The following is a 13,205-nucleotide window of genomic DNA, read 5'->3' as shown; positions in this document are numbered from 1 at the left end:
CACTCTCCGTGCAGTCCGCTGCCCGGGCGGAACGGCGCGGCGCCGCCGCTCGGGAACGGGACTGTGCCGCCGGGCACTTGTCCGGCCCAAGCGGCGGAGTGCGTGGTACACACGCAGCGACTCGCCATGCCAGAGGAGGACAACGTGGACGGTCGACGTGCCCGGCGGAGCTGCCTGGCGGTGCCGGGGTCCAGCGCGAAGATGATCGACAAGGCGCGCGGGCTGGGCGCCGACCAGTTCTTCCTGGACCTCGAGGACGCGGTGGCGCCGCTGGCGAAGGCCGAGGCGCGTGACCGGATCGTCGGCGCGCTCAACGAGGGCGGCTGGGGCGAGAAGATCCGCTCGGTGCGGGTCAACGCGCTTGACACCGAGTGGACCTACCGGGACGTGGTGACCGTCGTGGAGGGCGCGGGTGCCGAGCTCGACACGATCATCCTGCCGAAGGTGAGCACCCCCGAGCACGTGCGCTGGCTGGATCTGACACTGACCCAGATCGAGCGGGCCGTGGGGCTGGAGGTCGGCCGGATCGGCATCGAGCCGCAGATCGAGGACGCCCGCGGCCTGGTCGAGGTGGACGCCATCGCCGCCGCTTCGCCGCGGCTGGCGGCGCTGGTCTACGGGCCCGCCGACTTCATGGCCTCGATCAACATGCGGTCGCTGGTCGTCGGGCACCAGCCGCCGGGCTACGACGTCGGCGACGCCTACCACTACATCCTGATGCGCATCCTGACCGCGGCCCGCGCGGCCGGGGTGCAGGCGATCGACGGGCCGTACCTGCAGATCAAGGACGTCGAGGGACTGCGCCGGGTGGGTGGCCGCTCGGCGGCGCTGGGCTTCGACGGCAAGTGGGTGCTGCACCCGGCACAGGTGGACGCGGTCAACGAGCTCTTCTCGCCGCGCCAGGAGGATTACGACCACGCCGAGAACATCCTGGACGCCTACGAGTGGCACACCTCGGCGGCCGGTGGCAAGCGGGGTGCGGCGATGCTCGCCGACGAGATGATCGACGAGGCGTCCCGCAAGATGGCGCTGGTGATCGCGGGCAAGGGCCGCGCGGCGGGCATGACCAGAACCGACCGCTGGACCCCACCGGAATGATGGCTTCGGGGCTTTCCTCGCCAGGCGATGTCTGAGCTTCCGCGGCGGTGCGAGTCGCGGGGGGGTGCCCCGTCCACACCAAACACGCCAAAACAGGCAACCCCAAACGGGACAGTAAGAAACAGAAGAACCAAAAAGGTCAAAACCCGAGTTTATTTGCGGAAACGTAGTTCCCGGTGCCGTTCGCGTGGTGGCGTTGCACCGTCGGGGTTCGGTTCGGTGGCGGAAGGGTTGAGTTCATCCTGTTGCGGCTCGGTACCGTCGATCCGCGCGGTAGGTTTCGGATGATCCTCAGACGTCGATCGAGAGGGCGGGCTCCGAGGTGGCCACCGCGGCAGGAGCGGAGAACGAGCAGGAACTGCGCTTGGCGCTGGCGATGCGCGGCGGCGCGAGCATGGCAGTGTGGATCGGTGGCGCGGTCGCCGAGATCAACCGGGTCCGCGAGGCGGTGGCGGACTCCCGGGCACCGGCGGACGGCGATTCGACCGGTACCCATCCGTGGGCGGCGCTGGCGAAGTTGTCCGGCTACGACTCCGTCGCGGTCGACGTGCTGGCGGGGGCATCGGCCGGTGGCCTCAACGCGACGCTGCTGTCGGCGACGCTGGTCTACGGCATGCCCTTCGACCGGATGCGCGAGGTGTGGGTGCGGCTGGGTGACGTGGAGGCCATGTCCCGGCCGGTGCCGAAGTTCTGGCAGGACCGCCCGCCGTCGCTGCTGGAGGGTGATCGATACTTCCGTGCCCAGCTTGCCGACGTCATCACCGACAACGTGCCAGTGGGGGCTGAGCGCCCCGGCAGCCAAGCCGACCTGCTGCTGACCGCCACGCTGCTGGACCCGATGCTGGAGCAGCGCTTCGACGGCCGCTCTGGGCCGATGTTGCAGGAGCGGCGCACGGCGTCGTTCCGGTTCCACCATCGGGGGAAAGCCGGCGATCCGCTGTCGGATTTCGGCGCGGGCGACGACTTCGCGGCGACGGTGCTGCGGCTCGCCCACGCCGCCCGCTCGACGTCGTCGTTCCCGTTCGCCTTCGAGCCCGCGCAGGTGCGCTCGTCGCTCGGCGAGCCGCCGGACGGTGAGCCGAACATGGTCGGGCTGTTCTCCGAAACCGCCGCCGATCCGGAGCTCCCGCCGTTCCGGGTCATCGACGGCGGCGTGCTGGACAACATCCCGGTGACGGCAGCGATCGATGCGATCACGGCCGCGCCCGCGGACCGGCCGACGCACCGGTGGCTGCTCTACCTGAACCCGGACCCCGTCGCCTCGCACGGCCAACGCCGCGAGCCCGGGCTGGCCGTGCCGGTGACCGCGACGGCCCTGAAGGCCCGGCTGTCTCAGGAATCGTTGCTCGCCGACCTCGACGCGCTGGACGAGCACAACCGCGTAGTCGAGCGAACAGCCTTGCGCCGCAAGGCGTTGTTCGCCCTGTTGCGCACCGCGCCGGACGACGAGCGGGCGTCGGTGCTGGCGCAGCACGTCGGCGCGGTTGCGCCGGACAACGCGGTGGTGCGCGCGGAACTGGACGCCCAGGCGGTGTACCGGATGCTCACCGAGCCCTCGGGCACCGAGGACGGCAAGCTGCTGCCGCCGGTGGTCGGCGATCCGCTCGCGGAGTGGTCGGCGCAGGCGAGGACGCAGCTCGCGCGGCGCCTTTCGGCTGGGCTCGGGAGCGGCGCCACCACGCGCGTCTTCGACGATGCGCGCGGCCTGCTCACCGCGTTGCAGGAATGCCTCGGCTGGGCGTGGGACATCGAACGCTGGTCGCCGGAAAGCCGCGAGATCGGGCGTTGCAAGTCCGTGCTGTACCGGCTGCGGAGCTTCGGCGAGGTGCTGGAGGGACACGCCGACCGGTACTGGATCAACGGCGCGAAGCTCGAACCGATCGTCGAGACCGCCGAACTCGACGAGTGGGTGCAGCGCGTGCTGCGCCGCCGGACCAGGCTCCAGCACCGGTTGCCGTCCCCGATCCGGCCGCTGCTGGGCGCGGTCCTGCGCGCCGTCGAGGAAGGCGAGGACTTCCAGCGGGAACTCGCGGAGTTCGCGGGCGAGCTGATGTCCATCGTGGAATCGTCGGGTGCGGACGCGGTCCCGGACGACGCCGGGGTGGACGCGGTCGCCGAGGCGCGCGCGGTGCTGCACCGGGTCGCGGACCGGCTGGCCGCCGCGGCACCGCCGCGCCAGCGCGTCGACGAACCCCAGCAGATCGGCTATTCGCTGCTGGAGCGCAGCGACCGGCGACCGGAGACGTTGCGGCAGCTGGTGGTCCTCACCGCGCCGCTGGACGTCGGCCGCGTCCCGGGAACGCGGATCAACCTGCTGCGCGTGGTCAGCGACGAGCAGAGCCCGCTGCCGTTCACCGCGCTCCGGCGCGCCGAAGCTGCGCCGCTGCAGATCGCGGACAAGATCCGGGGCCTGGATCTGGGCAACTTCGGCGCGTTCCTGTCCGCGAAGTGGCGGGCGAACGACTGGATGTGGGGGCGGATGGACTCCGCCGCCGCGCTGGTCCGGCTGCTCGCCGACCCGACTCGGTTGGCACAGCGCCACGGCGGCTCGGAGGAGCTCGGCGACGCGCTGCAGGCGATCGTCTCCCGCCCGACGGCAGCGGAACTCGGGGATCTCGGCGAGGAGCAGGCCAGGCAGTGGCGCGGGTTCCTGGCCGAGATGTGGGCGAAGCACGCGGGGGAGGTGCGCGCCGAACTCGACGCGCTGTTCGCCAACCCGGACGACGAGCACGCGCTGACCGAGACCCGGCGGCTGCTCACCGAGCGTCTGCAGTGGACCATTGCCGCCGGGGAAGTCCCTTTCGTGGCAAGCGTTTCGCCCGGGGCGGACCCGAACGGCGGTGGCAAGCCGCCGTTGCCGTCGCCCGCGCAGCTGTCCAGCCAGGTGGAGCGCTACGACGTCGGCCGCCAGCGCTTCGCCGACCTCGGCGAGCCGCGGGCGCTGTCGATGGCGACGCGCTTCGGACTGCTCGCCTACCGCGCCGCCCGCCCCTCCGGGCGCGGCGTGCTGCCGTGGCTCGGGCGTCGGGCGATGACGCTGATCAAGCCGCTGCTGATGGCGATCGTGTACGCCTTCGCCGCACCGCGCCGCGCGGCGCTGCTGGGCTTCCTGGCGGCGAGCGCCGTGACGTTCACCGGCATCGGGCTGGGGTCGCTGCCCGGGACGCAGATCCTGTCCGCCGAGCAGCACGATTCGGCGTACCAGAGCTCGTTGGTCGTATCAGCCCGTCCGTTCCCGCCAGGTGCGGCGGAAGCGCCGATGCTCGCCCTGGCCTTCGCCTGCCCGGAATCTGGTATCGGCTCGGATGTCGCGTGCGCGGACAGCTTCAGTTGGTTCGGCGGAGTGCCTGGGAACTGGCTGGTCGTGGCCGACTTCTCCGGTACGTCCTTCGGCACCGGCGCGCTGCTGGCAATGCTGTTCACCGTGGTCTTCGCCGCGTGGTCGGGGTGGCGACTGGCGCACCGCTTCGGCCGCGGCTTGGCGCGCTGGCTGCCCTCGACGTTCATCGCGGCGGTTCTGCTGGCGGCCGAGTTCTGGCTGTTCACCACCGGATTCCGGCTCGGCCCCCTCGGGCTGGCGCTGGTCGCAGCGCTGCTGACCTGGCCCGCAGCGGCGGCCTACCGCACTGCCGCGCGCGTCGGTGCATCGGTGCTGACGCTGCTGGTGTTCGTCGGCGTCCTGTGGCTGTGCGAGCCGAACGCCTTCAGCGGCGGGGGCTGGATCGTCCTGGCGACGGGCCTCACCGCCTACGCCCACATGGTCCTGGTGGGCACCGTCGACGTCCTCGCGCCGCGCCCCAGGCGACGTGCCGATTTCGCGCCGAAGGCGCCGCCACGGGCGATGGTGCCCAAGGCGGAGGTATCCGACCTCGTCTGAGCTTGAGTTTCAAGGCCTTGATCGTTACGTGGTCCTCATTCAGGGCCTCCGGGGCGGGTGCGGGGCGTCGTGCTTGCCGCTTGTTGGGCGCTGGCCGGGGATCCCGACGGGCTCCCAGCCGCGGCGGCTCCGCCCCACCGCCCGGCTGCGGTAGACGACGTAGGGCCGGAACAGGTAGCGCACCGCGGCGAAACCGCTGAAGGCGTGCACCAGCCGGGTGAACGGGAACAGCGCGAACAGCAGCAGCCCCACCAGGATGTGCGCCTTGAACGACCAGGGCACGTCCACCATCAGCGCCACATCGGGCTGCAGGACGAAGATGCTGCGGAACCACGGCGAAACGGTGGCCCGGTAGTCGTAGCCCTCGGTGATGCCGTTTGCCAGCACCGTGGTCAGCAACCCGAGCACGATCGCCCCGACCAGCACCAGGTACATCGCCTTGTCGTTGACGGTCGTCGCGGAGAACACCGGCCCGTTGCGGCGCCGCCGGTAGATCAGCAGCGCCACCCCGACCAGCGTGCAGATACCGGCCAGCGCGCCGAGCCCGACCGCCACCACGTGGTAGAGCAGCTCGGAGACGCCGAGTGCGGAGGTCCACGATTCCGGGACGAGCAGCCCGACGACGTGGCCGACGATCACCACCAGCAGTCCGAAGTGGAACAGCGGGCTGGCGAACCGCAGCAGCCGTGATTCGAGCAGCTGCGAGGACCGGGTGGTCCAGCCGAACCGGTCGTACCGGAAGCGCCAGATCGAGCCGGCCACCAGGATCGCGATCGTCGCGTACGGCGCGGCCCCCCACAGCAGCACGTCCCAGGTGCTCATCGGCGGACTCCCGTCTGCTCGGCAGTCGTTTCCGGGCGTGCGGCGGGGAATGGCAGCAACGGTCCCGCCATGCCCACGGATTCCTGCGGCGGCCCGGTCGCGGCGATGCGTTCGGCCGCCCGCAGCGCCTCCGGCGTCGGCGTGGGCAACGTGGCCAGCACCGCGTCGACCGCGCGCGCGTACACCGTGCCCTGGTCGTGCAGGGCCTTCGCGAGCAGCGCGAGCCCGGCATGGTGGTTGACCAGCAGCGCGGTGCCCAGCGCTTGGTCGGTCGTGGCGGCGAACTCCAACACCACTGTGAGGTGGTCCGGCAGCTCGTCCTCGGGTGGCAGCACCCCGGCGGACCGGTAGATGCGCTTGAAGTCCACGATGGCCCGCCCCCGGTTCCGGGTGTCGCCGGTGGACCAGTAGCTCAGGTACTGGCAGCAGCGCCGCCGCAGGTCGAAGGTCTCGACGTAGTGCTGCTGCGCGGCCAGCAGCGTCGTTGTGTCCAGGTGGTCCAGCATTTCGCGCAGCGGTGCACCGAATCGCGCCGGGAGTTCCGCACTGGCCTCCCACAGCTGCGGCAGCATCGCGCGGAGCTCTTCGTCCGGGTAGGCCAGCAGGTATGCCGCGATGCGGTGAGTGAGAGCCCGGGAGCGGTCGAATCCCATCAGCGATCCTCGTCGTCGCGCGGGAACAGTCCCTCGGGGGTGCCGCGACCGTCCCAGTTGAGCAGGTTCACCCGGCGCGAGCCGTCCGGAGCGGTGAAGTGCTCGGTGCTCTGCCGCTGCTTGAGCAGGTGGAAGTTCTCCACCGCCATCGGCACCGGCTGCCCGGAGGACTCCCCGAACGGCCCCGATCCGTACATGCCCGGACCGCCCTCGTAGTCCAGCGAGCACCCCGGCTCGTCGAGTTGCTCCGCGAGTTCGGCGTGCGCCTGCGGGATGACGTAGCGCTCCTCGTACTTCGCCAGCGCGAGCAGGCGGTACATCCGCTGGATCTGTTCGACGTCCAGCCCGGCGGCGGCCGGGATGGCCGGGTCGGGCGGGCGGCCAAGGTTGATGTCGCGCATGTACGACCGCATCGCGCCCAGTTTGCGCAGCGACGCGGTCACCGGCTGCACGTCGCCGGCGGTGAACAGTTCCGCCAGGTACTCGACCGGGATCCGCAGGGCGTCGATGGCGCCGAAGATGTTGCCCACGTCCTCGCCGTCGTGGCCGGTCTCCACCAGCTTGTCCACCACCGGCGACAGCGGCGGGATGTACCAGACCATCGGCATGGTGCGGAACTCGGGGTGCAGCGGCAGCGCTATCCGGAAGTCCTTGATCAGCGCGTGGATGGGGGAGCGCTGCGCGGCGTCGATCCAGTCCGGCGGGATGTCGGCGCGGCGCGCCGCGCCGACCACCTCTGGGTCGTTCGGATCGAGCAGCACTTCCAGCTGCGCCGGGTACAGCTGGTGCTCGTCCGCCACGGACGCCGCTTCGAGCACGCGGTCGGCGTCGTAGAGCACCACCCCGAGGTAGCGCAGCCTGCCCACGCAGGTTTCCGAGCACACGGTCGGGAGCCCGACCTCCATCCGCGGGTAGCAGAGCGTGCACTTCTCGGCCTTGCCGGTGCGGTGGTTGAAGTACACCTTCTTGTACGGGCAGCCGGTGACGCACATCCGCCAGCCCCGGCACTGCTCCTGATCGACGAGCACGATGCCGTCCTCGGACCGCTTGTACATCGCGCCCGACGGGCAGGACGCGACGCAGGACGGGTTGAGGCAGTGCTCGCAGATCCGCGGCAGGAAGAACATGAACGTCTGCTCGAAGGACTGCTTGACCTCGTCGGAGAGCCTCCGCAGCATCGGGTCCTGCTGCGTGAGCTCCGGCGAGCCGGCCAGGCTGTCGTCCCAGTTGGCGCTCCAGGAGATCTTCATCGGCTCGCCGGAGATCAGCGACCTGGGCCGGGCCACCGGTGTCTGGTCGCTCAGCGGCGCGGAGATCAGGTTGTCGTAGTCGTAGGTCCAGGGTTCGTAGTAGTCCTGGATGGCGGGCATCTTCGGGTTCGCGAACAGCGACATCAGCCGCTTGAACCGCCCGCCGCCGCGCAGCTTCAACCTGCCGCCACGGGTCAGCCGCCAACCGCCGCGCCACCGCTGCTGGTCCTCGTAGGTGCGCGGATACCCCTGCCCGGGGCGGGTTTCCACGTTGTTGAACCAGACGTACTCGACGCCGCTGCGGTTGGTCCACGCCTGCTTGCAGGTGACCGAGCAGGTGTGGCAGCCGATGCACTTGTCCAGGTTCATCACCATCGCCAGCTGTGCCATCACGCGCATCAGTACTCGACCTCCTGGCTGCGGCGGCGGATGACGGTGACCTCGTCGCGCTGGTTGCCGGTCGGCCCCAGGTAGTTGAACGCGAAGGCCAGCTGGGCGTAGCCGCCGATGAGGTGGGTGGGTTTGAGCAGCAGCCGGGTCAGTGAGTTGTGGATCCCACCGCGCAGTCCGGAGATCTCGGACTTCGGCACGTCCACCGTCCGGTCCTTCGCGTGGTACATGTACACCGTTCCCCGCGGCATCTTCTGCGACACCACGGCCCGCGCGACGACCACGCCGTTGCGGTTGACCGCCTCGACCCAGTCGTTGTCGCGCACCCCGATCCGCTCCGCATCGGCCGGGCTCATCCACAGGTCCGGTCCGCCGCGCGACAGTGCGAGCATCAGCAGGTTGTCCTGGTACTCGGAGTGGATCGACCACTTCGAGTGCGGTGTCAGGTAGCGAACCGATACCGCGGTGCTGCCGGGGTCCTCGGGCTCGCCGAACAACTGGTGCATGTTCAGCGGCGGTCGGTACACCGGCAGCCCCTCGCCGAGCTCCTGCATCCAGTCGTGGTCCAGGTAGAAATGCTGGCGACCGGTCAGGGTGTGCCACGGCTTGAGCCGTTCGACGTTGATCGCGAATGCGGTGTAGCGGCGGCCGCCGTGCTCGCTGCCGCTCCACTCGGGGGAGGTGATCACCGGCACCGGCCGCGACTGGGTGTCGGCGAAGGTGACCTGCTTGCCCTCGTTGTCCAGGGCCAGGTCGGCCAGCCGGACCCCGGTGCGCTCCTCCAGCGTGCGGAAGCCCGCTACCGCGATCCGGCCGTTGGTCGTGCCGGACAGTGCGAGGATCGCTTCGCACGCGTGGACATCCCGGGCCAGCGACGGTCGTCCGGTGGCGACTCCGTGCTGCACGGTGCCGTTGGTGTGGCGTAGTCGCTCGACCTCCTGATCCGGGATGACCGTCCAGCCCTTGTTGCTCACGCCGAGCCGGTCCACCAGCGGCCCGAGGGCGGCCATCTTCTCCGCCACCGCCGGGTAGTCGCGGCGCACCACGATCAGCTTCGGCATCGTGACACCCGGGATCGGTTCCACTTCGTCGCGGCCCCAGTCGCGCACCACGCCGCCGGGCGTGGCGAGCTCGTCCGGCGTGTCGTGCAGCAGCGGCGCGGCGACGAGGTCTTCGCGGATGCCCAGGTGGATCGCGGCGAGTTCGGAGAACTTGCGGGCCACGGCGTGGAAGGCGGCGAAGTCGCTGCGGGTCTGCCAGGGTGGCGCGATCGCCGGGGTGAATGCGTGAACGAACGGATGCATGTCCGTCGAGGACAGGTCGTGCTTCTCGTACCAGGTGGCGGCGGGCAGCAGCACGTCGCTGCACAGCCCGGTGCTGGTCATCCGGAAATCCAGCGATACCAGCAGATCCAGCTTTCCCTCCGGGGCCAACGGAAGCCACCTGACGTCCTGCGGCCGACGGTTCGGCGGGGCCTCCTCCGCCATCAGGGCGGAATCGGTGCCGAGCAGGTGCTTCAGGAAGTACTCGTTGCCCTTCGCCGACGAGCCCAGCAGGTTCGCCCGCCAGACCGTGACGATCCGCGGCCAGTTCTGCTCGGCGTCCGGGTCGGTGCAAGCGAAGTGCAGCCGCCCGGCGCGCAGCTCGTCGATCACGTGGTCGGCGGGCTCCACCCCGGCTGCGCGGGCCGAATCGACCAGCTCGAGCGGATTGCGGTCGAAGGTCGGGTACGACGGCATCCAGCCCATCCGCGCCGACCGGGCGATGCAGTCGGCCATCGCCGCGCCCCACAACCGGCCCGGGCCCAGCGGGTGGATCAGCTCGTCGGCGCCCAGCGCGTCGTAGCGCCACTGGTCCGTGGCCAGGTACCAGAACGCGGTGCCGATCATCTGGCGCGGGGGCCGCGACCAGTCCAGCGCGCCGGCCAGCTGCGCCCAACCGGTGGCCGGGCGGCACTTCTCCTGGCCGACGTAATGAGCCCAGCCGCCGCCGTTGATCCCCTGGCAGCCGGTCAGCGTCACCAGCGCCAGGAACGCCCGGTAGATCGTGTCGGAGTGGAACCAGTGGTTGGTGCCGGCGCCCATCAGGATCATCGACCGGCCGCCGGATTCCTCCGCGTTGCGGGCGAATTCGCGGGCCACCCGGGTCACCTGCGCGGCGGGTACCCCGGTGATCTCCTCCTGCCAGGCCGGGGTGTGCGGCTTCGGGTCGTCGGGGCCGCTCGGCCAGTCCCCGGGCAGCCCCGCGCGGGCCACCCCGTAGTTGGCCAGCACCAGGTCGAACACCGTGGTGACCAGCCGCCCGCCGACGCGGATCGCCGGGACGCCGCGGCGCAGCCGGGCACCGCGCTCGCCGGGCACGTCGAACCGCGGCAGCTCCACCGCGACCCGCTCGGCGGCGGCGTGGCCGAGCAGGCTCAGCTGCGGTTGCACCTCGCCCAGATCCAGGTTCCACCGACCGGTTTCCGCGCTGTTGAAGCGGAATCCCAGACTGCCGCCGGGCACGTGCTCGCGGCCGGTGCGCTCGTCGACCAGCACCGGCTTGAACCGGTCGTGATCGCCCGGCGCGCCGAGATCGGCCGCGGTGAGGAACTTGTCCGGCACCAGCCGCCCGCCGGTGTCCCGCAACCCCACCAGGAACGGCAGGTCGGTGTAGCGGCGCACGTAGTCGGCGAATCGCGGTGCCTGCCGCTGCACGAAGAAGTCCCGCAGGATCACGTGCCCGATGGCCATCGCCAGCGCACCGTCGGTGCCCGGCTGCGGCGACATCCACGTGTCGGCGAACTTCACGTTGTCGGCGTAGTCCGGCGACACCACCACGACCTTCTGCCCCCGGTACCGCGCCTCGGTCATGAAGTGCGCGTCCGGGGTGCGGGTCACCGGGACGTTGGAGCCCCACATCACCAGGTACGAGGAGTTCCACCAGTCCGCCGACTCCGGCACGTCGGTCTGGTCGCCGAACACCTGCGGCGAGGCGACCGGCAGGTCGGCGTACCAGTCGTAGAACGACAGCATGGTGCCGCCGATCAGCGACATGAACCGGGCGCCGGCGGCGTGCGAAACCATCGACATCGCCGGGATCGGCGAGAACCCCGCGATCCGGTCCGGGCCGTGCCTGCGGATGGTGTGCACGTGCGCGGCGGCGATGAGCTCCACGACCTCATCCCAATCGGCCCGCACCAGCCCGCCCTTGCCGCGCGCCCGCTGGTAGCTCCGCCGCGCTTCGGGGTCGTCCACGATGGACTGCCAGGCCAGCACCGGGTCGCCGGTGGCGGCCTTGGCCCGCCGGTACAGCTCCAGCAGCACCCCGCGCACGTACGGGTAGCGCAGCCGGGTGGGGGAGTAGGTGTACCAGGAGAACGCTGCCCCGCGCGGGCAGCCGCGCGGCTCGTACTCCGGCGAATCCGGACCCGCGGAGGGGTAGTCCGTCTGCTGCGCCTCCCAGGTGATGATCCCGTCCTTGACGTAGACCTGCCACGAGCAGGAGCCGGTGCAGTTCACGCCGTGCGTGGAGCGGACCACCTTGTCGTGGCTCCACCGGTCCCGGTAGAAGACGTCGCCTTCGCGCCCGCCCACGAAGTCGATGCTGCGCAGATCGGCCGAGACCTTGCCGGGGGACAGCAGCTTGCGGGTGCGCAGCAGCAGGTCGGACACCGGTCCGTCGGTGCCCGCTTCCGGCCGGTTCGCCATCGCCTGGCTCCTTCGCGGGGCTGTCGTCGGTGCCTGGGTGGCCGCGCGTCTTCCGAGTCGCAGCCCGTGGCCGAGGCACGCAAACTCGACGATTGGGCCGATCGGTCCGATGTGCAACTCGGCGGGGCCCGTCCGATCAGCGAAGGAGAGCCGAGGTGTCAGTGTGGTCAGTCATCCCGCGCCGGCCTTCGCCGGATTGGCGGTCGCGTCGGCGAAGAAATGGGTCGTCCTGGCGGTCTCGACGTTCGCCTTCATGATCAATTTCTGGGCGTGGGCGCTGCTCAGCCCGCTCGCACCGGGCATCGGCCAGCGGTTGGGGCTGGCGCCGTTCACCCAGGCGATCCTGGTGGCGCTGCCGGTGATCATCGGCTCGGTGGGCCGCATCCCGGTCGGCTCGCTCACCGACCGCTACGGCGCTCGGCCGATGTTCACCCTGATCAGCCTGCTGACGATCATTCCCGTGCTGCTGGTCGGTCTGTTCCCCGATTCGCTGCCGATGCTGATGATCGGTGGCGTGCTGCTCGGCCTCGGCGGCACCACGTTCGCCGTCGGCGTCCCGGCGGTCAACGCCTGGTTCCCGCCCGCGAACCGCGGGATGGCCCTCGGCGTCTTCGGCATCGGCACTGGCGGCACGGCGGTCGCCTCCTTCTCCGCGCTGCCGCTGGCCAATGCGTTCGGGCCGCTCGCTCCGTTCGTCATCGTCTCGCTGGCGCTGGTCGTGGTGGCGGTGCTGGCGTGGACTCTGCTCAGCGACCCCGCCGATCGGGTGGTGCCGCCGGGTTCGGCGTTCCACCGCAGTGTCGAAACGCTGCGGCTGGCTGCGACGTGGGAACTGTCGGTGCTGTACGCGCTGGCCTTCGGCGGGTTCGTGGCGTTCAGCGTCTACCTCCCCACCTACCTCAAGTCGGCCTACGACCTCAGCCCGAGCGACGCCTCGATGCGCACGGCGGGGTTCGTGGTGCTGGCCGTGGTCGCCCGGCCGGTCGGCGGCTGGCTCTGCGACCGCGTGCACCCGGCCAGCGTGCTCGGCGTCGCGTGCTCGCTCGCCATGCTCTTCGCGATCCTGGCCGCCTTCGAATTGCCGCTCGCCCCGCTCGGCACCATCGCCTTCCTGGGGTTGGCCGCCGTGCTCGGGGCCGGCGCGGGGGCGGTGTTCGCGCTGGTCGCCAAGCTGGCCCCAGCCGATGAGGTCGGCGCGGTGACCGGCCTGGTCGGCGCCGCGGGCGGCCTGGGAGGGTTCTTCCCGCCGCTGGTGATGGGCGCGATCTACGGCTTGGCTGGCGACTACACCTGGGGTTTCCTGCTCCTGGCGCTGGCCGCGCTGGGGTGCGCGGCGCTGACGTTCGCAGTCGTCCGCCGGGAAGCGGCCGCGTGACCTCCCGGACTGCGGATGCGTGCGATCGCGCGGACGGACATGATCTCCAGA

Annotated in this window: 7 protein-coding genes; 3 read left to right on the top strand and 4 right to left on the bottom strand. The window is 70.8% G+C overall.

Translation table 11 applies throughout. The features are described 5' to 3' along the window. The first annotated feature begins 126 nt into the window (after nt 1–126). Both SSPN_RS0109955 and SSPN_RS0109950 read left to right on the top strand, forming a co-directional pair. The gene (locus tag SSPN_RS0109955; protein WP_029535166.1) at nt 127–1,098 is read left to right on the top strand and encodes an HpcH/HpaI aldolase/citrate lyase family protein; all 972 of its coding nucleotides are present in this window, start codon (nt 127–129) and stop codon (nt 1,096–1,098) included. Between the two features lie 322 nt (nt 1,099–1,420). Beyond that, nucleotides 1,421–4,975, top strand: a complete 3,555-nt coding sequence (locus tag SSPN_RS0109950; protein WP_010694080.1) for a patatin-like protein — start codon at nt 1,421–1,423, stop codon at nt 4,973–4,975. A gap of 39 nt (nt 4,976–5,014) precedes the next feature. Here SSPN_RS0109950 and narI read toward each other — a convergent pair whose 3' ends face one another. Genes narI through SSPN_RS0109930 form a run of 4 tightly spaced genes read right to left on the bottom strand, consistent with a single transcriptional unit; the run spans nt 5,015 to nt 11,779 of the window. Next, complete coding sequence (narI, locus tag SSPN_RS43260; RefSeq protein ID WP_010694072.1) at nt 5,015–5,797, bottom strand: respiratory nitrate reductase subunit gamma; 783 nt, start codon at nt 5,795–5,797, stop codon at nt 5,015–5,017. Further along, nucleotides 5,794–6,450, bottom strand: a complete 657-nt coding sequence (narJ, locus tag SSPN_RS0109940) for a nitrate reductase molybdenum cofactor assembly chaperone (RefSeq protein ID WP_010694071.1) — start codon at nt 6,448–6,450, stop codon at nt 5,794–5,796. The genes narI and narJ overlap by 4 nt, the downstream gene beginning before the upstream one ends. Then, the gene (narH, locus tag SSPN_RS0109935; protein ID WP_010694070.1) at nt 6,450–8,099 is read right to left on the bottom strand and encodes a nitrate reductase subunit beta; all 1,650 of its coding nucleotides are present in this window, start codon (nt 8,097–8,099) and stop codon (nt 6,450–6,452) included. The genes narJ and narH overlap by 1 nt, the downstream gene beginning before the upstream one ends. After that, nucleotides 8,099–11,779 (bottom strand): nitrate reductase subunit alpha, encoded by a 3,681-nt coding sequence (locus tag SSPN_RS0109930; RefSeq protein WP_010694069.1) that lies wholly within the window; start codon nt 11,777–11,779, stop codon nt 8,099–8,101. The genes narH and SSPN_RS0109930 overlap by 1 nt, the downstream gene beginning before the upstream one ends. 163 nt (nt 11,780–11,942) lie before the next feature. On the opposite strand from SSPN_RS0109930, the gene SSPN_RS0109925 reads away from it, so the two are divergent. Then, nucleotides 11,943–13,154, top strand: coding sequence for an MFS transporter (locus tag SSPN_RS0109925; RefSeq protein WP_010694066.1), 1,212 nt, complete (start codon nt 11,943–11,945; stop codon nt 13,152–13,154). Nucleotides 13,155–13,205: the final 51 nt, after the last annotated feature.

This window comes from Saccharopolyspora spinosa NRRL 18395 (genome assembly GCF_000194155.1).
GTDB classification, from domain to species: Bacteria; Actinomycetota; Actinomycetes; order Mycobacteriales; family Pseudonocardiaceae; genus Saccharopolyspora; species Saccharopolyspora spinosa.
This window is presented reverse-complemented; position numbering and strand designations above follow the sequence as displayed.

What these genes read in the sequence shown, in the direction of transcription:
- SSPN_RS0109955 (WP_029535166.1), top strand. Translation starts at nt 127, where the DNA reads ATGCCAGAGGAGGACAACGTGGACGGTCGACGTGCCCGGCGGAGCTGC.
- narI (WP_010694072.1), bottom strand. Translation starts at nt 5,797, where the DNA reads ATGAGCACCTGGGACGTGCTGCTGTGGGGGGCCGCGCCGTACGCGACG.
- narJ (WP_010694071.1), bottom strand. Translation starts at nt 6,450, where the DNA reads ATGGGATTCGACCGCTCCCGGGCTCTCACTCACCGCATCGCGGCATAC.
- narH (WP_010694070.1), bottom strand. Translation starts at nt 8,099, where the DNA reads ATGCGCGTGATGGCACAGCTGGCGATGGTGATGAACCTGGACAAGTGC.
- SSPN_RS0109930 (WP_010694069.1), bottom strand. Translation starts at nt 11,779, where the DNA reads ATGGCGAACCGGCCGGAAGCGGGCACCGACGGACCGGTGTCCGACCTG.